Source organism: Nostoc commune NIES-4072 (assembly GCF_003113895.1).
In the GTDB taxonomy this organism is placed as follows: Bacteria; Cyanobacteriota; Cyanobacteriia; order Cyanobacteriales; family Nostocaceae; genus Nostoc; species Nostoc commune.
This window is the reverse complement of the sequence record NZ_BDUD01000002.1, coordinates 681,002-704,506: the sequence shown is the minus strand read 5'-3', so window position 1 is coordinate 704,506 and position 23,505 is coordinate 681,002. Positions and strand designations below refer to the sequence as shown.

Sequence of the window (23,505 nt, the reverse complement as noted above, 5' to 3'; positions counted from 1 at the left end):
TGAGATCCTCGTGAAATAGGCAGGGGGGGCAGGGGGAGCAGGGGAAGCAGGGGGAGTAAAGAGAGAAAGTAGTAATTTTTGCTACCGACATACCCTGAAGTATACTTAATTTCTTTCTCTCCCCCTGCCTCCCCTGCCTCCCCTGCTTGCCTACCTCACAAAATCGCATTGCTCCCGGCAAAACTGAGGCACTTAGAACAAATTGTGAGAAACAATCTCAAGCCTTATACGGAAGGAAGAGCCTATACATCCATGTAATACAAGGCAAAACGATTCGCTTCAACCGTGTAATACATCATCGCCAAGATGCAAGGTTATGGAATATAGATTGGCGTAAACACCCTAGGCTTCGCTCTATTGGTACGCCATGTTAGGGAGAACCATAAAAATAAATATCCAGGCGATCGCCTTTTCACGAAGTTGGTAAGAAATCAGGGGGAAAGTGCAGAAATTTTTGTAAGGTAGTTCAATAAAGAGGAGATTGACGCAGGAGAATAGAGTTTAATGAGTAGGACAAATTCCCCAATTTTAACTGACAGTGAAACCTTAGAGGAAGTTGTTAACTGTTTAACAGAACATATTCCGATAAAAACCCAAGGGGAGTGTGAACAACAGACGATTTTTGAAATTTTAATTCGCGCTGCCACACAGCGAGATAGTATAGAGAACACTAGTAAAGTTTTAACAAATGTGCCCACGAGCAAGAATATTTATTATCATTTAGGAAAATATTCAGATTTGAACTCCCTGGAATCAGATTTGAATGCAGCGCTTCAAAGTCGGATACCAGATGGGATTCAAAAAGGAAAAAATAAAATTGCTATCGACTTTAACTTAATTCCGTATTATGGCGAACCATCACCATTAGAGGAACCATATATTTATAGAAGTCAAGCTAAAAGTGGTACGTGTTCATTCTATGCTTACGCAACTTTATATTTAATTAAGAAAAATCAGCGAGTAACTCTAGCTATTAAAGCTGTCCGAAAAGAAGATACTTTAGTTGCAATTATCACTTATCTTTTAGCACTACTTGAGCCTTTAAAATTAAAAATTGAGCGATTGCTTTTAGACAGAGAGTTCTTCTGCGTACCAGTAATTCGGTGGTTGCAAGCTTTAGATCTCCCCTTTGAAATGCCAGCTATTATCCGAGGTAAACATGGAGGAACTAGACAATTAATTAGAGGTCGGCGTAGTTATAAAACAACTTACACGTTGAATAGCGACAAATATGGTTCAGTTACATTTCAAGTCTGGATAGTTTGTACATATAAGAAAGGGAAAAGACGAGCGCATGGACGAGAATTTTTTGTTTATGCTGTCTATAAAGTTAAGTTGTCATTACATTCAATACATGATGACTACCGTCTTCGCTTTGGAATTGAAAGCAGCTATCGGATGAAAAATCAATGCCGTATTAAAACAACTATTAAAAATCCAACTATTAGGTTTCTATTTATAGCTTTGGCTTTTTTAATTATTAATATTTGGATTTATCTATTATGGCATTATCTTAGTACTTTAAGAAGAAGTAGTAAAACAGCTTTCTGTAATCTATTTACTCTCAAACAAATGCTGGAATTTTTACGTCAAACTATAGACCGCGACTATGGGGTAGTTAATGAAGTGTGTTTGACGTAGGACTGACTTGGGTTGATTCTGGGAGGTGATTCATAAGTTTCCTTTATGATTTATCAAAACAGCTCAACTTTTTTAGACTCCGAGCAAACTGTATCATACACTACTTTTTTTGACGATCGCAAAACTTTTCGGTCTACTGACATTATTTAAGTTATAGTTGTTGCCATTAAAATTGATATCCCCCTGTTCAACAGTAATTACATAATTACTTAAGTTGACATTAGCGGGAATATTTAGTCCCCCTCCGATAACTCTGACAACAGTAGGATTATTTACCGTACCAGCAGCAGGAAACTTCTGCGACCAATCGCTACTAGTATTTAGAGGGTTTTGAGAAATATTAAAAGTAACAGTTGGTGTGCCTGCTGGAATTCGGCGATTCAGGTCAACCTGCTTAATATCTGCATAAGCTGGTACAAATACTGTTTGCTGTGCTACAAGTGGTGGTGGCACTAAGCCAGCATATTTACTATTAGAACCATTGGCAATGCTTGTAGTATAACCATTAGAAACTGCTACAGCTTTATCTACCAGCACAAGTTTGCCATTGGTGTCTCGAATCGGATTGCCCTGTGCATCTCTTTGAACAGGTAATTCCAGATTACCATTCATGACAAATCCCTTGGCTGCATAAATCAAGGCATCATCACTCAAGTCTGTTGGAATCCCATCAAAATCTCCATTATTATTGATACTAATAGTACCTTCAGTCCGAATGGCAAAACTAGGGGTAGAAGTTTGACTAGTACTAAGTGTAGATACTGAGCTAGCCCTGGCAGAAGAGGAAGAAACGGAGGAATTCTGTTGGGAATTATCTAAATTTTCTAATGCTCCAATAGCAATGAGTGGTTTCTGTTCAGTAATGCCAACTAGGGAGTTATCTGTAGTATTACCTGTAAGCGAATCTTTGACTTTGTTAGAGTTTTGATTATTACTAATAGGGAGTATGGGAATGGTTGTAAAATTCTGCGGTTCTTTAAAAGACTGTCCACAGTCGAAGATATTGTTCCCAACTAGCGTGTAATTAATAGTATCCTGATTTGATTTCTTATTTTCTGTAGTGTTTGGCGATTTTTCTTGATGTTCTAATTTTGAGGTGATTGGATCTGAACCACTAGGTGTTCTGAGTGCGATTTGCAAAGATGTTAAGGCAGAATTGTCATCTAACGCTGCACCCAAAGATGCACTCTCAAGTAAAGATGGAGGTAAAATCCCACCATTAGTTCCTAAGTTTTCAGGACTACCCATAACTAACCCCAAGAAGTAGTAAATTGTTTTAGTTAAATTAAATATGAAAGTTAAACTGAGTATTGGGCTTTCGCAATTCGCAATTGTATAGCAACTTTTGTCTGCGACATGCTCTTGCGTTCGAGCGTTATTGGCAATTGCGAATTGTCAATGACTCTTTAGCCCAATATTGAGTAGCAATTATGATGGCTATTATTGCGACTTTTTTAATTATTATAAATGAGGAGATGTACAGTAGTTTTTCTCCTCATTAATCAGCTTTTGATTCTATAAATATTAGGCGACTACACTGTGATTCATTGTAAAAACATCTGGAACTACAGTTGTAGGTATCTCTGATTTCAGCAAAATTTTGGTGTTGATAATTTCTTGATAATTAGACAAATCTGTTTGCCAATTATCAATAATATCATGCAGATTTACTACTCGCTCTGCTGATTTTTCACTTTTAACTTCGTAGCTAAAGCTACCATTAAATAAGATAATGGGAATATTAGTTTCATCTGGATTCCGTAATGCAGCTTCGCTGACAGTTAGGTAAAATGGGCAGCGCTCTAAAGTGTAAACCAAATTAAGCGTTGCTCTCACAGGTGTAGTCCCAAGGGATTGCCAATCCCCACCAGATAAAAATGTTTTGGCTAAATACTGACTAGCAGCGTTATCTTGTTGTTCAAAACTAATATAACCTCTAGGATTTAGACCTATAGCTTCATACTGTACATTTGGTAGTGTTTGAACGTATTTTTTCGCTATTTCCGCCACAGTGATTTCTTTTATTGCTTTCTGTTCAATAGCTTCTATAAAAATCACTCGTGTAGGTTCAGCTACGATCATAATCCCATTGGTAAAAGCCAATTGGGAAACGTTTTGAGTGTATATGGGCTGCCGAAGTAATTCCCATTCTTGCGGGACAATACCACTATATTTGAGAAAATCTGGATTAAGTATTGTTGGATTATGATTTTTTGCAGCTATAATAATCCCAAACTCTTGGGTAATTAAGTTTTGTTTCATGACGCTTTTTGATAACTTGTTACTTGAATTTTTGCAGAGTAGCACTACTTTTAATGGAGATTTGAGCGCTTATAATTGTCTACAATTACTTGTAACTTTATACCACGTTTTTTGAGTCTTATACCTGCGTGAATATCCTTAAAATATTTTATATGCCTATTTAGGTAATAACTAGAAACAAAGTATTTTTTCTCAGTATATCTAAGTGTGTAACAGCCATTCTCCGGGCTAACATCGGTATACTTATCGTTGTCATAAGTAGAACAGACAATACATGATACGAGAGAGAAATTATTTAATACATTCTTTTATCCTGGCTGTGACTCGCACCCTATGGCTCATCTCTCAATTGGCAACCAGATAATTGCAAGCGCAGAAATCCCGCATTTGCTGGCTGGCTACCAAATGCTGCCGCAATTGTGTCGTTTGTTGGTGATTGAGGGGGCGATCGCTCCCTTTAAACTCACTCCATCAGAAAAGCTCGGTGTTATTGAGCAATTCTATCAAAACAATCAACTAACAACACCCCTATCTATAGCAAAAGCCTTAGAGCATTACAGCATGAGCCTTGAGCAACTAGAAGCTGTTGCTATGCGAGAACTGAAAATTGAGAAATTAAAGCAAGCTACTTGGGGGACAAAGCTAGAATCTTATTTTTTGCAATGTAAACCTCAGCTAGACAAAGTAATTTATTCCTTAATTCGCACATCTGATGCCGAAGTTGCCCAAGAACTCTACTTCCGCATTAAAGCAGGAGAACAAACATTTGCTGAATGTGCCAGTGTTTATTCACAAGGCGCTGAAGCTCAAACTCAAGGGATGCTAGGCCCCGTGACTATAAGTCAACCTCATCCAGCAATAGCGCAGAAACTTACCATTTCCCAGCCAGGACAGTTATGGCCACCGATGAAATTGGATGAGTGGTTTGTGATTGTGCGACTCGAAAAGCTAATTCCGGCTCAATTAGATGATGCAATGCGCTCTACACTCCTTAATCACCTGTTTGAAACTTGGTTAGCTGAAGAGATGAGCAAGGCGCAATTGACGATACATGAGGAGGAGTCCGGGAGAGAGGGAGAGAGGGAGTCCGGGACGCAGGGAGTGAGGGAATGTGAAATTTCCCACCCTCCTACACTCCCTCACTCCCACACTCCTAGTTCCCCAGCCCTGTTAACAAGATGATAGAAAGCACTACTACAATTCAAGAATTCCTTGCAAGCATTTATCCATTTGACCAGCTTTCGATTACCAGCGTTGAGCTCCTTGCAGAAAAACTTGAACCTTTGCGTTACCGTATGGGGCAAGCAATTTTGGTTAGAGAAACCCTTCCAGCTAGAGTAGCCATTCTTTACCCGCATTTCTCACAAGCTTGAGGGGAAGGATGGGCAGAGGGGCAGAGGGGCAGAGGGGCAGAGGGGAAAGAACAAGGCACATTGAACTCTCCTCTGCTCAAGCGCAGGCTTAATCGAGATGTGGTGAGAAATCCGGGTTTACCAGGGGCAAGCGCGTTTATTAGGATATGCCCCTGGTGCTTCTGCCCCTGATACCCTGCAACTACTAGAACCAGGAGAAATCATCGGTTGGACAAGTTTGCTGCGTCGTGTACCGTGTGAAACTGCGATCGCCTCAGTTGAAACTCTTTGCCTAACGCTCAAAGCCTCGGATTTCTTAAGTCTACTAGAACTTGAACCAGCAGTAGCCAACGCCTTTCGTAACTATTGCAGCTTAGTTGAAGTTTTTGACCTGTTGGGTGCAGAACTAGAACGTCGAGGTAAGATTCTAGACAATCTTAAAGAACTGGCTACTGCTTTAACAAAACAGGCTACTATCCTTAACTTGCCGAATGGTACAACACCACTTCAGCAATTAGACCCTAATTTACTATGGTTAGTTAGCAGTAAAGGGTCGAACTATGATGTGGGTGAAAGACTTTTGCCTGGTTCAGATCGAGCTAACATTACTGGAGAAGTTCGCTTAGTTGGTTTTACCGATCCGACACTCCCGATGGCTGAATCTGACGTTAACATCGCCTCATTGTCAGATACTGGAATTTGGGCAAACGCCCCATTCGCCCCCCTAAGCCCAGAACAAGCAGAAGAAGTAGAGTCTGGGCAAGGAATTAAATACCCGCACATATCCGGTCGTGGGCCTGTGGATGGAACTCTTGCCTGTTTTCAAATGCTAGCGCAACACTTAAGAATGCCATTTCGCCGCGATGTCCTGCGCCGTGCATTAGTTAGTAATAAACAGCGCACAGGTGGCATTTCCATTCAATTATGTGGTGCTTTGGCAGAATTAATGGGACTGACTTCTCAACTAGTGAATGTTCCCGCCGTCGCTATATCTAAACTACCGACACCAGTTTTGATTCCTTGGCAAGATAGCTATGCAATTCTTTACAAAGCTACTGAATTTGAACTAGTTCTTGGCATTCCAGAACAAGGCATTATCCGTAAAAAGCCAGCAGATTTTGTAGAAACTTGGGGGGAGGAGGGGCAAGTACTTCTGTTGCAACCCACCAAAGAAACTCCTCAAAAACGATTTGGCTTAAGTTGGTTTTTACCTGCTATAAAAAAACATCGTACTGTTTTAATTGAAGTATTTATTGCTTCATTATTTGTACAACTATTGGGGCTAGCAAATCCCTTAATTACCCAAGTAATTATTGATAAAGTTATCATTCAAAACGGGATTAATACTCTCAATGTTCTGGGTTTTCTGCTCATAGCAATGGCTATAGTAGAGGGCATTATTACTTGGCTACGTACCAACTTGTTTGTCGATACCACCAATCGGATTGATTTGAGTTTAGGAAGTGAAGTTATCGACCACCTATTACGCTTACCACTGCGTTATTTTGAAAAGCGCCCTGTTGGGGAAATATCCAGCCGGATCAACGAATTAGAGAATATTCGCTCTTTCCTCACTGGTACTGCTCTGACTGTTGTTCTAGATGCTATTTTCTCTGTTATTTATATTGTAGTCATGATTTTCTATAGCTGGCTGCTAACGATTGTAGCATTAGCAACTGTGCCATTATTCGCACTTATTACTTTTATATTTGCACCCATTATTCGCAGTCAAACTAGAACCAAAGCCGAACGCAATGCCGAAACTCAATCGTATTTAGTTGAAGTGGTTTCTGGGATTCAAACTGTCAAAGCCCAAAATATTGAATTGAATTCTCGCTGGCAATGGCAATCTCGTTATGGAAGATATATTAGTGCTAGTTTTGAGAATGTTCTGACAAGCAATACTGCTAGTTCCCTCTCTAACTTCCTCAATAAACTATCAAGCTTACTCTTATTATGGGTAGGTGCATATTTAGTCTTGCAGCAAAAACTAACTTTGGGACAGTTAATTGCTTTCCGTATTATTGCAGGTTATGTCACCAGTCCTTTACTAAGGCTGATTCAACTGTGGCAGAACTTCCAAGAAACTGCTTTATCGCTAGAACGCTTGGCTGATATTCTCGATACTCCCCAAGAAACAGAAATTGCTGGACGTAATAACATCCCGATGCCCGCTATTGTTGGTGCAGTTCAATATGAAAGTGTTACTTTCAGCTTCGCTAAAAGTCCTAACCCACAGCTTAATAATGTTCATCTTGATATAGAAGCTGGTATGTTTGTTGGAGTTGTGGGTCAAAGTGGTGCAGGCAAAAGTACATTAACTAAACTCTTGCCGCGCCTCTATGAGTTAGACTCTGGTCGCATCAAAATTGATGGCTATGACATTAATAAAGTAGAACTCTACTCCTTGCGCCAGCAAATTGGTATGGTGTTGCAAGATACTTTGTTGTTTGATACTACGGTACAAGAGAATATTGCTTTAACAATGCCTGATGCTACACCAGAAGAAATTGTGGAGGCTGCTAAGATTGCTTGCGCTCACGATTTTATTATGAATCTGCCCTTAGGTTATGAAACTCGTGTTGGGGAAAGGGGTTCGGCTTTATCTGGCGGACAAAGACAACGAATTGCGATCGCTCGGACTGTACTGCAAAACCCACCACTGTTGATTCTGGATGAAGCTACCAGCGCACTTGATTATGCTACTGAACGTCAGGTGTGCTTGAATTTAGCCCAAGTATTTAAGGGAAGAACAGTATTTTTCATTACCCATAGGCTAGCAACAATTCAAAATGCTGATGTGATTTTGATGATGAGCCAAGGACGAATTGCAGAACAGGGAACTCATGGAGAATTAATTGGAATGAATGGATTGTATTACTGCCTCTATCAACAGCAGTCAGCAATTTCTGAATAATTTCTCTGCTTGTTCAGTAAACAGTTAAGTTTATTTAAATATTTATCTATTAAATAGTCAATTTATTACTAATTATGAATATTAACAATACTAACGGTACAAATGGAAAACATAACTCAAATGGAAATGGTTCATCGCCACCAAAAGTATTAACTTCTTTGCAAGACTTAGAAAAGTTACCACCAGAAATATCTAATATTCAGCCAAAACCACCCTCAACAGCACCGCGTTATATTCCAAAATTCGACCAACCTGTAATTCTCCGGCAGTCTCGCAAATGGTCAAGAGCTATCCTTTGGGGTCTGATGGCTGTTACAACTGGTACAATTATCTGGGCAAACCTCGCCAAAATTGAAGAAGCTGTTTCTGCTACTGGTAAGTTAGAGCCGACAGGTACAGTTAAAGAAATACAAGCTCCTAGTTGGTGGCGTAGTAAAAAAAATCTATGTTGAAGATGGACAGCAGGTTAAACTTGGTGAACATCTTATCGGGCTTGACCCTATTACTGCTAATGCTCAACTTGACTCTTTGAAGAAAATTCGTCTATCTTTACTCAGAGAAAATCAATTTTATCAGTCTCAAATGAGAGGTGGGTCTACAATCAGTGCCACTGATGTTCAAGTCACAAATGAAATGCTTGACCTTACTAAAAGTCGAGTTGCTCTAGTTGCAGAGAATCGTTTATATCGTGCCCAACTAGATGGTACAGGTTCTAGCAGTGGACTTTCCATTGAACAAAAAGAACGATTGTTCTCTACTTCTTCTGAATTGGATGCGCGGTTCACTGCTGCAAAACTAGAAATTGACCAATTAAATCGTCAACTTAACCAAAGCCAAATAAAATTGGTTAGCACAAAAGATACTCTCAAAATGAATCAGGGGATTCTTGACAATATTACTCCCTTAATGAATGATGGAGCGATTTCTAAAATCCAATACTTCAAGCAACAAGAAGAAGTTAGAAACGCTCAATCAGAAATTGACCAGCTTACCCAAGAAGGATTTCGTTTACAATCTGCTATTAACCAAGCACAAGCTAAGTTGCAATCAACTGTAGCTATTTCTCGCAAAGATTGGCTCACCCAAATTGCAGATAATAACAAAAAAATTTCCGAGATTGATTCTCAGCTTACTAAAGCCATTGTCGAAAATAATAAGAAAATTGCCGAAAATGATTCTCAGTTGAGCCAAACTCAAATGAATCTTCAATATCAGTCAATTAATTCCCCTGTTTCAGGTACAGTTTTTGAACTTAAGGCACATACACCAGGATTTGTGGTCACATCCAGCGAACCAATTCTCAAAATTGTTCCTAATGATGCTCTGGTTGCTAAAGTTTACATCACCAACAAAGATATTGGTTTTGTTAAAGAGGGGATGACAGTAGATGTCAGAATTGATTCATTTCCTTTTAGTGAGTTTGGCGATGTCAAAGGTAAGCTAGTATGGATTGGCTCTGATGCCTTACCACCCGATCAGATTTATCCTTTCTATCGATTTCCTGCTAAGGTACGTCTAGATCAACAATCAATTTCGATTAATGGGCGTAAAGTACTTCTTCAATCTGGTATGTCAGTCAGTGGTAATATTAAACTACGAGAACGGACGGTGATGAGCATATTTACAGATATGTTTAGCTCTAGTGTCGAAAGTCTCAAGTTTGTTCGTTAAGCCAGTAAATGTGCTTTGAATCATAATTTCTCATGAAATTGGCAATTCTTCCTCCTGTTGCTGATAATAGTTTTAGAGCTAATTATCTAAGAGGTTGATTGTGGTCTTTGCTCAAACCAGTCCCCCAAATGTAATAACAACTCGCCTGACGTTAGACGAGTATCGGGCTATGGAAGAAACAAACCCCGAACGCCATGAATACCGCAACGGAGAGATTATTACTATGTCGGGAGGGTCGGAATCTCATAGCGCGATCGCCAGCAACTTCTTAATTTACTTAGGGTTTTTATTGAGAGATACCGATTTTCGTTTGTATAACAGCGACTTGCGAGTTTGGATTCCCGAATATCAGTGTGGGACTTATACCGATTTGATGGTTGTTAATGGTGAACCAGAGTTCAATGGCAATCGCAATGATGAAATTCTCAATCCAATGCTTATTGTCGAAGTTTTATCACCCTCTACTGAAGCTTATGATCGAGGGGACAAGTTCAGAAAATATCGCTCGATTGCCAGCTTTTGTGAATATGTGCTTGTCAGCCAAACTGAACCCTACATTGAGCAATATCACAACTTGGATCGCAACAGTAACGATCGCTGGCTATGGCAAGTTCACTCTCACCTTGAGCGGACGATTATGCTGCACAGTTTAAACGTAGAAATTCCCTTGACTGAAATCTATCGTCGCATTAATTTTTAAGGCTGCTTAACCCGGATTTCTCACGAGCGAGAAAAAAACACTTGGGTTAGCCAGATTTAGGATAACTTAATTAATACATTATCAAACTTCCACAGATTATGAGAAGTTCAAAGTAAAAACCGAGCCTATTAAAGATAGATAAAATACATTTAAAATTCAAAAATACTGAAACACGAAAGAATTAGTAAGAAAAATTGATATGCCAATTTGTTGGGCTAAATTAGGTAAATAACCCAAATAGTAGTCATTTAAAATCAGAATTAGCTATTACTTATGAATTCAACATGTCATTAACCGGGGTAAGGCAGTCGAGATAAACACTCATAAATTGTTGCAAAAATGTCCTTGTAAGGGCAAGCGCTACTTATTGCAATTAGAATTCGTCGCTGAAGAATAGTAATAACAGCCCCTAGCTTTAATAATTTTGTGCGTATAGTACCAATCGTTACATTTTGGAATTCCGTATGGACTAAACATTTCTCTCGCATGGTATTCATTAAAATGTAAGCAATAGCTGCGAACCACAAGCGTAATTGGTTACCCTCAAATGTATGAGTACTTGTTCTATCACTTTGTAAATCTAATTTTTGTTCTTTGAGACGATTTTCCATATTGCCTTGTACTAAATTATCCGTAACATCTAAATCCACGATTATCTGCCGTGGTGGCTTTTGATAGGATTCTAAAAATAGCTCAACTAATAGTGTTTCTATCGCTGATGAATCATATTCAATACGGTGATACCGACTATTTTCTTTTGAAGTTACCTCTTCTGGACAATGTTCGAGACGATTTAAGGTACTTTTTCCTGCCAAATTAAATGATTCTCGCTTTGAATTAATCACTTTTCCAACTGTCAGCGCAAATATTGGGTCGTGACGTAGAGTTTCATGGTCATTTATATCTTCATAACCCATGATTAAGCCATATATCCTTTGTGCAATTAAGCTGTGAACTGGATGTAAAACTTTATTTGGCTCTCGGTAATCTTTGAAACATGCTGCCAGCCGTGATGTTATTTCTCTTTTTCTGTCTAGTTCCGCAATTAGTATTAATCCTGCATCAGATGTTACAGGCTCACCCTTGAAATTAACTACAACTGGACGTGACTCTACTTGTCCAAATACGAACTGTTCCGGTATACAATGATTTTTATTTGGGGTCATGCTTTAAACTGCTGGAATTGTTTTGCAATATACATTTTGGCAGTTTTTGACCCCTATTTCTTCAAACTTCGTGAGAAATCCGGGTAAAGCAGCAAGTAAATCGGCATTTTCTTGAGGGTTCATTTGTTTGTACCAAAAGCATTTTCACTTTCGCATTGGCGCAGCCGTTTAATTGTGATATATGAAGCGTAGAGCCAATAAAAAGCGCTCTTGATTTCACAAAAGCGCTTTTTATTACTAATTATTTGCCCTGTACAGGTTATTGATGTGAATTAAATCTTGCCAGCAAATCTTCACGAGATAATTCAAGACATAGGGGAGTAAATTCTTCTGGTGCTAACTGCAACAAACTATCGACTACTTTTGAAAGTTCTTCATCCACAGAACCAAACCGGAATCTTAACAAGTTTTCTACAACTTGGCGTTGTCCTTGCTGTACTCCTTGCTGTACTCCCTCCTGTACCGCTTGCGCTCTAGCTTCTTCGTAAGCTTGAGTTAAGTTCATAATCAACTCCTGGTCATCTCTGGTTAATTCTGTCTGTGTCATTACACTGATACGCCACCTGTAAATTATTTCCAGTACGTTCCGGCGTACAAGATCGGATGGTGGTAGTGCAACCAGTTCTTCTACTGCCTCCCTTTGTACTTTTCCCCGACCCAAGAGCCGAAACCATAGTGTGTCTGGAGTTCGCGGTAGCTTATTAGTTGCCACTATTGCTGCCCTTAAACCCAATGGCAGAAAGTACACTCCGCTCATCCAATTGTCTAAATCTAGTTTAGCTTCAAAAGCCTTGAGCAAAGCTTTTGAAGCACTTGGAGAAATAATCCACAGTTGTGCTAACTCGTTCTCTGCTATTGTTGTGTCTTCCCTGTTGGCAAGACGTTGCGCGTCTGCAATCACAGTAAATAATTTTTGAAGACAACTACGTACTTCTGTTCTGTTTGGTTGATTGCGAAACGGTTCTAGCAAAGTAGTATTTAATACCGCAATTCTACCCAATAATCCTAAAGTTTCTGCATCAACCGCAGATGTTGGTGTTGGCGAAAATAACACATCAACAAATCTTGTTTCATCAGTTACTTCCCTGTTAGTTTTTACTTCCCCAAAGGGAGAAAGTAACTCTTCTAAAAACTGCTTGGCAAATTTATCATGAGGTTGTTGGGTCATGTCACCAGTAATAATCGTGTTGTATCATACTGCTATAACTGAATAGAGTTTGGTGCAAAAGCGATCGCCCTGCCTTGCTGCCTTGTCAGCAATCGCCTTTTCCCTTTAACTACGCCGCTATTAACTCCCGTTCTACCACTGGCTGATATTCCCGTAGCCGCTCCCATTCCTGTAGCGTGAGTTCGTCAAACGGCTTATCCAGCAGTTCCTCACGAGATGGTTGCGTCAGTTCTATCATCGACAATACCCACACCGCATCAAATGCAGAATCACACGGGACTTTCTGCTGATGTACTGAAGTTGCCCTAATAACCCACCAACGACCATTAGTACAGCCTACTTCGCCAAGCTTTTGCTCGTGGTCGTAGATACCATCGTCTAGGATTTCAAACCCGTACTTTTCGCATTCATGAGCAATCTGTACCATGATTTCGTTCCCCGTTGTAGCGACTGGGGTTTCTTCTTCTTGTATAGGCAATGTTCCATGCTGGTAATGCCATGTAATGTAGCTGTGGCATCTTTTAAAAGTGTTCGCGCGATGGATCTCCTCACCATTGACCATGACTATCCAAGGTTGCGTTAGGTCATCGTCGTGGGTAATGCTAGCTACGAGCTTTTGACCTGCATAGAATTCGTGATCTTCAAACGAAATCTCTACTGACCTCAGTTCTTCAACTGGTTTAACGCAAGAGGTTACAGTTGTTGTTGTTTGTGGCATAATTTTAAGATTCTTTATGGATAAAAAGGCGATCGCGATGGGGAGCAACGCGAAAAAGTGAGATCGGGGTTTAGTTCTCAATTACACCCCTATATTCTCAACAAAATCTGGTTTTTTAGTTGCGATCGCATCCTGAAACAAGCTATATACGTCCCAGATTTTAGCACCTCACAAAATCGCGTTGCTCCCCAAGCAGACTTAGATATGCTGGAATTAGCTGCTGCAACTGGCGAAATCGATTTAAAGTATCTAGATGAATCAGGGTTTTCTGTATGGAGTGAGCCTGGTTACACCTATTACTTTAGAGGTGAGCAAAAACGTTTGGAACAAACTCTTCGTCGTGGTCGTAGGTTAAGCATCATAGGATTTCTCCAGCCTTTTATCAGTTTTGTTTACGGTTTAGTTATCGGTGGTGTTGACCGTAAATCTTACATAAAAATGATGGAACAGGAAGCTACTGAAGCACAAGAAATAGGACGTAAGTCAGTGGGTGTATTTCCGTGCTGATGGGGCTGGGTGGGGGGAAGACGAAAAGCTGCGAACACGGAAATGTAGAGATTGTAACAATGTTCAGTTATTTACGTATGATTAGCTGTCAAGACAAACGAAACTAGCCTTGAAGCTAAAACCAGCACTCCAGTTAAAATTTGTCGCAGATTTTAAGCAGGCGCAGATCCACCAAGCGCATTTCTGCAAACATCAGCAGTTTCTATGCCAAAACCACCAGCTTGAGCATGACCGAACAATTCGCAATTCGCAGTTTGCAATTCGCAATTGCAGACAAAATTGTAAATTGATTCATTTAAGGATACAAGCCCATCAATTCATTGAGTCATTGAGGAAAAGATAAAAAGACGTTGTATCAATGCTCTTGCCCCCGCCTTTAGGCGTGGGGTAATAACTGCGAATTGCGAATTGCGAATTGCGAATTGGCATGACGGAGTAGCGATTGTACTATCGGCATCGCAATACTCATGCCAAATAAGGCATTGAAACCTGCAATAACCACTGGCGCTGACAACACAACTGTAAATTCTGGGAATAACGCCAATACAGCTACTAAGACCAGAAAAACAATCGGTGTCGCAATACCTGCTGCCTTTGCCGCTTCTAAAACTAAATTTTTGTACTCTTCAACAGTAATATCGCCCCGATAAAGATCCAAAGAGTATGAAATCGCTGTGACTATAACTTGGGTAAGAATAGCGGTTCCTGTAGCAGTGATCCCCAACTTAGCAATATTAACTATTTAGGTAATTTTTTTATTGATACAGCAATCAGCATTATATGAACCAGTTTCTAGCTTTGTTATTCTGTGCTTGAATTGAACAAAGAAAGCGATCACTGTAAAATTACTTAAAAAATAAAGTAGCAACGGGAGCAACGCGAAAAAGTGAGATCGGGGTTTAGTTCTCAATTACACCCCTATATTCTCAACAAAATCTGGTTTTTTAGTTGCGATCGCATCCTGAAACAAGCTATATACGTCCCAGATTTTAGCACCTCACAAAATCGCGTTGCTCCCAGTAGCAACACTCAACTCCTAGAATTCTGACGTTTAACGAGTTTTGGTTTAGGAATTGGCTTAGGCGTTGGGGTCGTATTTTCGGGAATCTGATAATTAGCCACAACAGAGGCGATCGCCTGTATTTGCTGCTCTGTCAAGCACTCAGGACAGCTAGCCATTGCTTGCAGTAGTGCTTTAGCATCGCTGGCTAGGTGGCGGGTTTCATAATCATTTCAGTCCCCGTGAGGGGATTTAGTTTTCATCAGGCAGCTTGTTCAAAGTTTCAGTCCCCGTGAGGGGATTTAGTTTGTGGAAACATTTTGCTGCCATCCCTTCAATAAAGATGTTGTCCTGTTTCAGTCCCCGTGAGGGGATTTAGTTTGTGGAAACTTACGATATGTAATTGTTTGCCCTTTATCTTTTTAGTTTCAGTCCCCGTGAGGGGATTTAGTTTGTGGAAACTATTATTACAATAATGATTTAAGTCAACAATTGTATGTTTCAGTCCCCGTGAGGGGATTTAGTTTGTGGAAACAAAAAAATAGGTCATACATCCTTTACGCTTCTGTAGGTTTCAGTCCCCTTGCGGGGTAATAGGCTTTGGAAACGGAAGTTTTTCACCCTCTGAAGTTGCAAGATAATCATGTTTCAGTCCCCTTGCGGGGTAATAGGCTTTGGAAACCGCTCGGTGCTGAAACTGTTACAGAGCAAGCTTCCTGGGAAGCATTTTGGCAGACCTCAAAAATAGGTCGATTTCAGCCGCTCTTATTGCGACTAATTATCAACTTCCCTTAGTACTGAAACTGTGAAACTATTTATTTGTCAAGGTTCTGGCGATTTTGGCAGATCCCCAGGGTTTTTGACCTCGCTTCGACTTGCCAAATATCAAACTGATTCCATAATCATAAGATGTGTATTTATTATTGTCTATGAGTTTGCGAAGATTTAATCTCCAACACCATATTCTCGCTCAATCAAACCCAACAATTTCTCTTCGATAGCCGTTAGATAAGGCCGATTCAGTTTCCCCAACGACTGCAACAGACTTTCGACTGTCTCCTCCAGCGAATCGGAATACACTCGACTGATGCGATCGCTGATTAACTGCATCTGCTCACATTCCTGGGGTAGGTAGTTGAAGGACTTCAGATGCTGCAACCCAACGGTGTACTCGCCATCCCAGGTTTTGACAGTGCAGCTAAATTCGCCCACATAGTTTACGATGCCCCAGCACCCACCCTTGCCTCTGAGTTATGGATTGTCCTTTGCAAGTATTTGGCATACTTCGCCTAACTGGTAGGTGTTGGGTACTTGGGTGCGTTCCATTATTTGCTGCACTACGTTTTTAACGATTCTAGCTGGTGGCACTTTACCCCCTGCCTGCTCCACCGCTTTTACCCACACTTCCTGCTGTTGTTCGGGTTCAAGCTTTGTCATTGGTCGGACTTGACGTTCGTTAGTTGGCAAAATGTGATCCAATGGATCACATTTTTCCATCAAATTATCGAAAACAACCGCCGCATCCATTAAAAGATAAGACTGACGACGACTATGAGCAAAGCGATCGCGGCAATAATCTTCAAATGTTTTATGCGTGGAGCGATAAAGCCGTCTGTCCCTCAATTCCGTCAGCGCTTTCCCCGCCTCAAAAAACGCTCTTTCCACACGCCGCTCTAGATGTAAGCGATCGCGCTGTTCTTCTTCTGTCAACTCTGGAACTTCAACAGCAGTAACGGTGATTGTTGCTAAGGCTGGGTTTTCTTCAAGGTCTTGGTCATCGGTTAGTGTGCTGTCATTAGAAGCAGCAGAGGTATCTTTTTTGCGCTTAGAAGGTGGTTTAGGCATTATTCCACTTCTTTTGGCTCAATAGTATTTGCTTTGAACCAATGGCAGATGATTCTAACCGTGATAGGGGAGCAACGCGAAAAAGTGAGATCGGGGTTTAGTTCTCAATTACACCCCTATATTCTCAACAAAATCTGGTTTTTTAGTTGCGATCGCATCCTGAAACAAGCTATATACGTCCCAGATTTTAGCACCTCACAAAATCGCGTTGCTCCCTGATGAACTGATAGCCAGCATCACCCACGATGATGATCTAACCCAGCCTTGGGTAGTCTTGGTACAGGGCAAAGAGAAATTCCGCGCTAATACTTATGCAAGATGCCACCGCTTCATTCAATGGCATCACCAAGACAGCACACTAAACGAACCCACCCAAGTAGAAACACCCCCCACTACCGAAAACCTAATCATGGCGCATATCTTCAACGAGTGCCAGAATTATGGGTTTGAAATTCTCGATGATGGGATTTACAACAACAACGGCGTGAAACTGGGGCAAGTCGGATGCACTGACGGTGACTGGTGGGTGAAGAGGCGTTATTCAGTTCAGCAGCAGTATTCTAACTCGGTCTATGATGCAGTGCGATCGCTGTCGATGGTGGATGTGTCTTGTGATAGTAAATCCATTTTTGATGAATATATTTTAGACCAACCGTTAGAACAGCTAACTGGCGATAAATTGCAACGGCTGCTGGAGAGAGCGGAGTTAGTCACAGCGTAAGTATTGGGCTTCACTTGGGAAAAGGTTTTTGGGTTTGGGGGAAAGGTAAATTTCTTCATTCCCTTCCCCTTTGCCCTTTCCCCCTTTCCCTAATTATTTATTCACCAATCCCCAATTAAATCTATGCAACCGACAATTTCAATCCCCCAACACTGGGCATACCCTCGCTTTACTTTAGAACAGCGTACAGAACAAGGTACGATTCTAGGACTTTACTACTACCCATCTGGTACAGAGTTGGCTGAACAATTTGATGATGGTTGGCGTTATGCTCTGATGCCTAATAAGAATTCTGATGAAATATCGTACTTGAAAGAGGATCAAATCCAACTGCTCACACCAGAAGAATTATTCCAGCAAATCACCGCAGAGATTGACTTTTATCAACAGCAGATAAACATTCTCAACCGACAGTTAACTGTATTAGCTAAGGGTGTAAACAATGGCTAACTCTACAGACAACTTTGAGGGTAGAGCCAAGCACTTGCTGCGTTTACTTCAGCTTTGCGGTGGTTGTGTTCCATTACATCGTCTTCAATTCCAATTCTCCGATTCAGTCATTCAAACACTGCTGGATAGAGAACTGGTGCAAGTGCAGAACACGGGACGCGGCTTTTTGTTAGAGATTGCCGAGGATTTTTAAGTTATTAATTCCAGAGGACACAATCATGAAACTTTACGCAAAAACCATTTCAAATACTCTTCCAGATTGGGCAACTACCGTTACAAAGAGTGCAGATTTATTTGAAGTTGAAATCAACGATGAGCATCCTAACTTTCAATCTCTGCTTGAACAATTAGCAACAGAAATTGAACCAGGAACAATAGGTGTAAAGGCAGAGGATTTATGTTCACGGCTCGGAATTGAAATGTCTAACCCCAGCCTCCAGCAATTACTTGAACAAGCTCAAACTCTGATATCACTTATTGCTACGCACCCCCACTATGAGCAACTACTAGAAACAGGATATCAACCAGATTTAAACATTGCCGATGCTCAAACTGCGCTCACTTATCTGCAATGGGAATTAGACCGCAATCGAGAACCTTCTGCCTAAGAAAAAAAGCGTTCACCTAAAGGAATGCATTACTTCAAGTGAACGCACGGAAGTTTTTCTCCCGCTACAGAATTCCCATTATTGCACACAGAACACTAATCAATGAAACTTAACCGAGGTGAACATGGTTACTGAAATCAAACTAGGTTTATCAAACCCTCCCGAACCCATCTATTTATATGTCAAAAATGCTGAGTTAAGTGGTGAATCCTATCTCTGGTATCACTACAATATCGATAAGGATAAAACGATTCCTGTTCTAGAAAGAGGGCTGACTGGTTACATATCAGAACTGAGATTAACAACGAAAGAGTTTAAAGGCAAGGACAATATTAAGTTAGACATCGTTGTGAGAGCAGATGAGGTTTATATTGTCAGAACTGGCATTGAAACTAACTTCGCCAAAAGCTTTCTTTTAGCTGCTTCCCTTGTTCAAGATTTTGATAAAGCCCTAATTATTGCTGTGACTGCTGGGGAAGAGAACGTAGTATTTTGTCGCCTTTATGATGCAGTAACTAAAGTCCGACTTCGTAGGGAGTGGGATAAAGATGCAGACTGGGCAACAATCATTCGTGACATTCAAATTTTATTAGCGGGGAATTCCTCAACTACTCCATCCACACCAAAACTTAGCGTAGTTCCTCAACCAGTACATCCTCAAGATTTACGAATTAAAAACATTCGTACTTTGCTTGATTATCCCCTTGATTTAGTCAGAGAGTGGTTGCAATTTCAAAATGTTAGTAATCCCAGCCAGCTAGATATCAGCAAGATAGATTCTCTAGTAAAAACAATGTGTTTGGCTTGGGCATCAGATAAGTGTGAATATCCCAATCATGCGGAATCTTCTTATCAAAAGGAAGTGATTGATGTTGTTGCTAGTGGTGCTGATGAATTAGCCGCAATCAGTGCATGGATGCAACAGTTGCAAACTGCAAAAGCAGGAGCAGTGTAAATAACCATACAGGATTTAGAAGAAGTTTTATTTCTGAATCCTGTATTAATCAGATGGGAATAAAAACTATGAAAGTCATCGTTACAGTAGTCGAAAAAATCATGAGTGAAGCGCACATCGATATCCCGGATGGGCTGAATCAATCCGCAATCAAGCAGCACATTGTAGACCGCTACAACAGTGGGGAAATGCTGACTGACATGAACATCTTTCAAGTAGATTTTGAATCTATCAGCGCTCGGATTGTACAAGGACAAGCTGACACAAATTATCTCTCTTTATCCGAGGTGAAATTATGAATACAAAATGGACTGATGAAGAAGTAGCAATCATTGAAGAAATGGCTTGTCTCTACACTGTTAAGCAAATAGCTTATCGCCTCAAAATCAAAGGATACATACGCTCAACATCAGCTATTCAAAACAAATTACGCTTTTTAGGATACTCCGCACGTCCAATTCTTGATAATTACAACTGCTGCGAAATTGCCAGGGTTTTACAACTTAATTCGGCTACTGTTTGGACTTGGGTAAAAAAAGGATGGATTCGTACAACCAAACACTCTGGAAGATATCACCAAATCAAGAGCAAAGATTTAAAAAGATTTCTTCAGAATCCACCTGAACGTATTAAAAACCGAATTGCTGCCATTGATAAAGACGCTATCGAGTACCTGGTAGGGAGGTTGGAATGATACAGCAAATCATTCGCCTGGAAACCCAAAAAGTCCTTGACCTTTGTTCTGGTATTGGCGGCTTCACCCTCGGTAATTTGATTAGTGGCGGTTTTGAAACCGTGGCTTTTTGCGAGATTAACTCTTACTGCCAACAAGTTCTAAATCTACGCTTCCCACAAATTCCAATTATCCCAGACATCCATGATATTACAGTTAAGTCTTTGGCAGGAATCGGAGTTAGAGAAGTTGACGGCATCATCGCCGGACTCCCCTGCCCTCCATTTAGCCTTGCGGGGAAACAAAAAGCATCACTTGATGAACGCAACTTGTTTGGAGAGTTCTTTAGAGTCCTTCGCTGTGTTCGACCAGACTGGGCGATTGTGGAAAACGTACCCGGATTGCTTACTGCTGAGGGAAGTGAATTTTTCCGTGCCGTACTGTGGCAGTTTGCCGAGATGGGGTTCGATGTCCAGTGGGGAGTGTTTTCAGCAGCATCGGTGGGAGCTGTCCACAAGCGAGAAAGAGTTTGGATTATTGCCCACTCCCAAAGCCCAAGACGGGGAACATCCTGGAGTCAGTACACACAAAGCGGGACAAACATTGCATCTGTCGGCGGCGGTGATGATGGCGACTCCCAGAAACACAGACTTACCAACTCAGTTTACCCTCTTGGCAGTCGAAGGGTTGAATACACAGCGTTCGCCCTTGGGCGTGCCGCAGGTATCGCTGAATCCGCATCTAATAGAGGCGATGATCGGCGTACCACAGGGCTGGACAAATGTCTCCTTACCCACCCAGGACTTGATTCTTGGCTCACCTCTGCCACAGTCCCCAGTTTCAATCGGCTCAGTCGTAATGAAATTGCAGCGCTTCCGGCAGATAGCCAAAAAGAATATTGCCAACTCTATGCAGAATACCAAAGCCTCAGAAGACAACACGCAGAGCAAATCAAAGCTTTAGGAAATGCGATTGTGCCTCAATGCGCTGCATTAATTTTTGAACGACTTAAAACAATTTTATCCCAACAAGAGAAAAACCCATGATTGAGTTAATTAATATCCTTGAAACAAGTTGGTATCTTTCTCCTCCTTGGAGACAAACAATTCCACCTGTTGAGGTCAATTTACTAGAGAGAGTATACCTGAGAACCACAAGAACATTTGGTTACTGCTGCGGTATTCAGTGGAAACATGAATGTTGGATTTATTCAATTGATTGCCGTAATGAAATCCTTCACGCCACACAAAACCAAATCATCGGGACTGGAGAATTAGAAGCCCTCAACTTGCAAAAACCTGCTTTCGTTTTGGGCGAAAGAGTAATCCTCTGTTCTCACGATAAAGGAACAAAACAACGGCTGATTTTGGGGATTGCACTGGTAAATAATTCCTGGTTCTACCTTGTTGAATTGGTGTCGCCAACGTTAACCCAATCGCCGATTGTATGGAATCGCTTCTCACTAGTTGGTGAGAAAAGTTTGGTGCGGGTAAAGGTCTAATTCTCTCTAATCACACAACAAAAATTATCACCCAATCAAAGTTATGTCACAAATTGAAATCGCCGAAATCATCGAACAGATCAAACAAGAGATTCAGATCCACCCACAGTAAAAGGCAAATAGCGAAGCCGGTTCACATAACATATCAAAAACTCAGAGGAAGTATGGATGCAATTATAAAGCGTGAAAATCAGCCCAGCCCATTTGACCAAATCAAGCAGGTTGATACAGATGGCAATGAATATTGGTTAGCTCGTGAATTGATGCCCATATTGGGATATCAGCAATGGCGACAATTTGAGGATGCCATCTCTAGAGCGATCGCAGCTTGTTCAAACATAGAGCAAGAGAGCGAAAAACACTTTTTGCGTCTGACCGCAAAAAGTACCGGAGGTAGACCTAGAGACGATTTCAAACTCAGTCGCTATGGTTGCTATTTAACTGCGATGAATGGTGATCCACGAAAACCAGAGATAGCAGCAGCGCAAAGTTATTTTGTTGTGAAAACGCGAGAGGCTGAAACCCAAACCCAGTTAAAAGCTATGACACAAATACAGTTACTTGCTGCTTTAGCACAACAACTAGCAGAGCAAGAACAGCATTTACTCCAACAACAACAGCAACAAACTGAAATTTTGCACCGACTAAAAGCGATTGAAGTTGAGCAAGACAGAGTAAACACTCCATGCGGCCATAAATATAGTGTTGTTGGTTTCGCTAATCTTCAAGGTTTAGAAATATCTGTAAAAGAAGCGGGTACTAAAGGTAGAAAGGCAAGTGCATTGTGCCGAAAACAAGGAATAGAAATAGAACGCATTCATGACCCACGTTTTGGAAAAGTTGGTTTGTATCCAGAAAGCGTGTTGATTGAGGTTTTCTCTACTGGTCAAAATTAACAGCAATTGTCTTCAGAATACTTTCTTTAATTGGAGAAAAGTACTATGCAACAACTCAATTTATTTGCTGAATCAACCCCAGTGTTACCAGTCAGTTATTACCCCGATTTCTTAAGTCAGGAACTTGCCAACTCGCTCTATCAACACTGTTTAAAACTGGAGTGGCAGCAGAATCAAATAAGTATGGCAGGTAAAACAATGCCCGTCCCTCGCCTGGAATGCCTGTACGGTGACAAAGGCTGTGACTATCTTTACTCCAATAGCGTGTTTTTGAAACCACTATGTTGGACAGAGGCTCTGCAAGGAATGCGCGACTCAATCACTGCGCTAACTGGTTATAAGTTCCGCATCGTCATCGGCAATCAGTACCGCAGTGGACAAGACTCAATCGGCTGGCATTCCGACAATGAACCATCGATGGGATATCAGCCAGCGATTGCATCAGTCAGCCTGGGGTCATGTCGCAAGTTTCAAATCAAACCGAGGAATGGCAAACCTACTGACTTCTGGCTGGAACACGGCAGTTTACTTGTGATGCACCCTGGCTGTCAGTCTACTCATCTGCATCAAGTTCCAAAGACCAACAAAGTAGTCGGCACTCGGATTAATCTGACTTTCCGGCCACATACCGGGGGTGGGAGATGATTCTGACTTGACTCAGATCATGTAAAATGACAGTTTCTTAGTTCATGTGTACTACTTCTCCCGGTTAAAAAGCAGTCAACAGGACGAAAAAACAACTACCAATACAAGT

Annotated in this window: 28 protein-coding genes and 1 pseudogene; 20 read left to right on the top strand and 9 right to left on the bottom strand. The window is 41.0% G+C overall.

What is annotated here, in order from left to right; genetic code table 11:
• Nucleotides 1–504: 504 nt before the first annotated feature.
• Nucleotides 505–1,641 carry an ISH3 family transposase gene (locus tag CDC33_RS35640; protein ID WP_244919538.1) on the top strand — a complete coding sequence of 379 codons (1,137 nt, stop codon included), beginning with the start codon at nucleotides 505–507 and terminating at the stop codon, nucleotides 1,639–1,641.
• A gap of 93 nt (nucleotides 1,642–1,734) precedes the next feature.
• Here the strand turns inward: CDC33_RS35640 and CDC33_RS35635 are convergent, their stop codons facing one another.
• Together CDC33_RS35635 and CDC33_RS35630 are read right to left on the bottom strand one after the other, a co-directional pair.
• Nucleotides 1,735–2,889, bottom strand: a complete 1,155-nt coding sequence (locus CDC33_RS35635; protein ID WP_109013240.1) for a hypothetical protein — start codon at nucleotides 2,887–2,889, stop codon at nucleotides 1,735–1,737.
• Between the two features lie 276 nt (nucleotides 2,890–3,165).
• A complete protein-coding gene (locus CDC33_RS35630; RefSeq protein WP_109013239.1) occupies nucleotides 3,166–3,903 on the bottom strand; it encodes a hypothetical protein in 738 nt (245 codons plus the stop codon).
• Between the two features lie 333 nt (nucleotides 3,904–4,236).
• Between CDC33_RS35630 and CDC33_RS35625 the strand changes: the two genes are divergently transcribed.
• The 5 genes and pseudogenes from CDC33_RS35625 to CDC33_RS35600 all read left to right on the top strand — a co-directional run bounded on the left by CDC33_RS35625 (nucleotide 4,237) and on the right by CDC33_RS35600 (nucleotide 10,543).
• Complete coding sequence (locus CDC33_RS35625; RefSeq protein WP_109013238.1) at nucleotides 4,237–5,085, top strand: peptidylprolyl isomerase; 849 nt, start codon at nucleotides 4,237–4,239, stop codon at nucleotides 5,083–5,085.
• Nucleotides 5,082–5,276 carry a hypothetical protein gene (locus tag CDC33_RS39625; RefSeq protein WP_109013237.1) on the top strand — a complete coding sequence of 65 codons (195 nt, stop codon included), beginning with the start codon at nucleotides 5,082–5,084 and terminating at the stop codon, nucleotides 5,274–5,276. The genes CDC33_RS35625 and CDC33_RS39625 overlap by 4 nt, the downstream gene beginning before the upstream one ends.
• Nucleotides 5,277–5,385: 109 nt before the next feature.
• Entirely contained in the window at nucleotides 5,386–8,172 is a 2,787-nt protein-coding gene (locus CDC33_RS35615; protein WP_109013236.1) for a type I secretion system permease/ATPase, read from the top strand.
• Nucleotides 8,173–8,246: 74 nt separating this feature from the next.
• Nucleotides 8,247–9,843: pseudogene (locus CDC33_RS35610) on the top strand (HlyD family type I secretion periplasmic adaptor subunit).
• Nucleotides 9,844–9,943: 100 nt separating this feature from the next.
• On the top strand, nucleotides 9,944–10,543 hold the full coding sequence (locus tag CDC33_RS35600) for a Uma2 family endonuclease (RefSeq protein ID WP_109013235.1): 600 nt from the start codon (nucleotides 9,944–9,946) through the stop codon (nucleotides 10,541–10,543).
• Nucleotides 10,544–10,833: 290 nt separating this feature from the next.
• Here CDC33_RS35600 and CDC33_RS35595 read toward each other — a convergent pair whose 3' ends face one another.
• The 3 genes from CDC33_RS35595 to CDC33_RS35585 all read right to left on the bottom strand — a co-directional run bounded on the left by CDC33_RS35595 (nucleotide 10,834) and on the right by CDC33_RS35585 (nucleotide 13,595).
• Nucleotides 10,834–11,709, bottom strand: a complete 876-nt coding sequence (locus CDC33_RS35595; protein WP_109013234.1) for a transposase — start codon at nucleotides 11,707–11,709, stop codon at nucleotides 10,834–10,836.
• A gap of 259 nt (nucleotides 11,710–11,968) precedes the next feature.
• Nucleotides 11,969–12,877, bottom strand: coding sequence for a hypothetical protein (locus CDC33_RS35590; RefSeq protein ID WP_109013233.1), 909 nt, complete (start codon nucleotides 12,875–12,877; stop codon nucleotides 11,969–11,971).
• A 109-nt stretch (nucleotides 12,878–12,986) separates the two neighbouring features.
• On the bottom strand, nucleotides 12,987–13,595 hold the full coding sequence (locus CDC33_RS35585) for a hypothetical protein (RefSeq protein ID WP_146195924.1): 609 nt from the start codon (nucleotides 13,593–13,595) through the stop codon (nucleotides 12,987–12,989).
• Between the two features lie 57 nt (nucleotides 13,596–13,652).
• Here CDC33_RS35585 and CDC33_RS35580 point away from each other — a divergent pair, with 57 nt between their 5' ends.
• Nucleotides 13,653–14,102 (top strand): hypothetical protein, encoded by a 450-nt coding sequence (locus tag CDC33_RS35580; RefSeq protein WP_109013231.1) that lies wholly within the window; start codon nucleotides 13,653–13,655, stop codon nucleotides 14,100–14,102.
• A 376-nt stretch (nucleotides 14,103–14,478) separates the two neighbouring features.
• Here CDC33_RS35580 and CDC33_RS35575 read toward each other — a convergent pair whose 3' ends face one another.
• Nucleotides 14,479–14,826: a hypothetical protein gene (locus CDC33_RS35575; RefSeq protein WP_244919537.1), complete on the bottom strand. Its 348-nt coding sequence runs from the start codon at nucleotides 14,824–14,826 to the stop codon at nucleotides 14,479–14,481.
• A gap of 162 nt (nucleotides 14,827–14,988) precedes the next feature.
• On the opposite strand from CDC33_RS35575, the gene CDC33_RS39620 reads away from it, so the two are divergent.
• The gene (locus CDC33_RS39620) at nucleotides 14,989–15,150 is read left to right on the top strand and encodes a hypothetical protein (RefSeq protein ID WP_181374344.1); all 162 of its coding nucleotides are present in this window, start codon (nucleotides 14,989–14,991) and stop codon (nucleotides 15,148–15,150) included.
• Here the strand turns inward: CDC33_RS39620 and CDC33_RS39615 are convergent.
• The 3 genes from CDC33_RS39615 to CDC33_RS35570 all read right to left on the bottom strand — a co-directional run bounded on the left by CDC33_RS39615 (nucleotide 15,132) and on the right by CDC33_RS35570 (nucleotide 16,947).
• Complete coding sequence (locus CDC33_RS39615) at nucleotides 15,132–15,281, bottom strand: hypothetical protein (protein WP_181374343.1); 150 nt, start codon at nucleotides 15,279–15,281, stop codon at nucleotides 15,132–15,134. The genes CDC33_RS39620 and CDC33_RS39615 overlap by 19 nt on opposite strands.
• Nucleotides 15,282–16,047: 766 nt before the next feature.
• Nucleotides 16,048–16,314 (bottom strand): hypothetical protein, encoded by a 267-nt coding sequence (locus CDC33_RS41810; RefSeq protein WP_369694413.1) that lies wholly within the window; start codon nucleotides 16,312–16,314, stop codon nucleotides 16,048–16,050.
• A 39-nt stretch (nucleotides 16,315–16,353) separates the two neighbouring features.
• On the bottom strand, nucleotides 16,354–16,947 hold the full coding sequence (locus CDC33_RS35570; RefSeq protein WP_369694412.1) for a hypothetical protein: 594 nt from the start codon (nucleotides 16,945–16,947) through the stop codon (nucleotides 16,354–16,356).
• Between the two features lie 84 nt (nucleotides 16,948–17,031).
• On the opposite strand from CDC33_RS35570, the gene CDC33_RS41480 reads away from it, so the two are divergent.
• From CDC33_RS41480 to CDC33_RS35515, 12 genes are all read left to right on the top strand, one after another.
• Nucleotides 17,032–17,166 carry a hypothetical protein gene (locus CDC33_RS41480; protein WP_280524470.1) on the top strand — a complete coding sequence of 45 codons (135 nt, stop codon included), beginning with the start codon at nucleotides 17,032–17,034 and terminating at the stop codon, nucleotides 17,164–17,166.
• On the top strand, nucleotides 17,156–17,668 hold the full coding sequence (locus tag CDC33_RS35565) for a hypothetical protein (RefSeq protein WP_244919536.1): 513 nt from the start codon (nucleotides 17,156–17,158) through the stop codon (nucleotides 17,666–17,668). The genes CDC33_RS41480 and CDC33_RS35565 overlap by 11 nt, the downstream gene beginning before the upstream one ends.
• 123 nt (nucleotides 17,669–17,791) lie before the next feature.
• The gene (locus CDC33_RS35560; RefSeq protein WP_109013230.1) at nucleotides 17,792–18,118 is read left to right on the top strand and encodes a hypothetical protein; all 327 of its coding nucleotides are present in this window, start codon (nucleotides 17,792–17,794) and stop codon (nucleotides 18,116–18,118) included.
• Nucleotides 18,111–18,311 (top strand): hypothetical protein, encoded by a 201-nt coding sequence (locus tag CDC33_RS35555; RefSeq protein WP_109013229.1) that lies wholly within the window; start codon nucleotides 18,111–18,113, stop codon nucleotides 18,309–18,311. Before CDC33_RS35560 ends, CDC33_RS35555 begins: the two co-directional genes overlap by 8 nt.
• A gap of 25 nt (nucleotides 18,312–18,336) precedes the next feature.
• Nucleotides 18,337–18,726, top strand: coding sequence for a hypothetical protein (locus tag CDC33_RS40980; RefSeq protein ID WP_244919535.1), 390 nt, complete (start codon nucleotides 18,337–18,339; stop codon nucleotides 18,724–18,726).
• A gap of 124 nt (nucleotides 18,727–18,850) precedes the next feature.
• Complete coding sequence (locus CDC33_RS35545; RefSeq protein ID WP_109013228.1) at nucleotides 18,851–19,681, top strand: hypothetical protein; 831 nt, start codon at nucleotides 18,851–18,853, stop codon at nucleotides 19,679–19,681.
• 68 nt (nucleotides 19,682–19,749) lie between these two features.
• On the top strand, nucleotides 19,750–19,980 hold the full coding sequence (locus tag CDC33_RS35540) for a hypothetical protein (RefSeq protein ID WP_109013379.1): 231 nt from the start codon (nucleotides 19,750–19,752) through the stop codon (nucleotides 19,978–19,980).
• Nucleotides 19,977–20,375 (top strand): MerR family transcriptional regulator, encoded by a 399-nt coding sequence (locus CDC33_RS35535; protein WP_244919534.1) that lies wholly within the window; start codon nucleotides 19,977–19,979, stop codon nucleotides 20,373–20,375. Before CDC33_RS35540 ends, CDC33_RS35535 begins: the two co-directional genes overlap by 4 nt.
• Nucleotides 20,372–21,400 (top strand): DNA cytosine methyltransferase, encoded by a 1,029-nt coding sequence (locus CDC33_RS35530; protein ID WP_109013226.1) that lies wholly within the window; start codon nucleotides 20,372–20,374, stop codon nucleotides 21,398–21,400. Before CDC33_RS35535 ends, CDC33_RS35530 begins: the two co-directional genes overlap by 4 nt.
• A complete protein-coding gene (locus CDC33_RS35525) occupies nucleotides 21,397–21,855 on the top strand; it encodes a DUF1392 domain-containing protein (protein WP_109013225.1) in 459 nt (152 codons plus the stop codon). The genes CDC33_RS35530 and CDC33_RS35525 overlap by 4 nt, the downstream gene beginning before the upstream one ends.
• 164 nt (nucleotides 21,856–22,019) lie before the next feature.
• On the top strand, nucleotides 22,020–22,751 hold the full coding sequence (locus CDC33_RS40975; RefSeq protein ID WP_109013224.1) for a BRO family protein: 732 nt from the start codon (nucleotides 22,020–22,022) through the stop codon (nucleotides 22,749–22,751).
• Nucleotides 22,752–22,796: 45 nt separating this feature from the next.
• The gene (locus tag CDC33_RS35515) at nucleotides 22,797–23,396 is read left to right on the top strand and encodes an alpha-ketoglutarate-dependent dioxygenase AlkB family protein (RefSeq protein ID WP_109013223.1); all 600 of its coding nucleotides are present in this window, start codon (nucleotides 22,797–22,799) and stop codon (nucleotides 23,394–23,396) included.
• Nucleotides 23,397–23,505 lie beyond the last annotated feature (109 nt).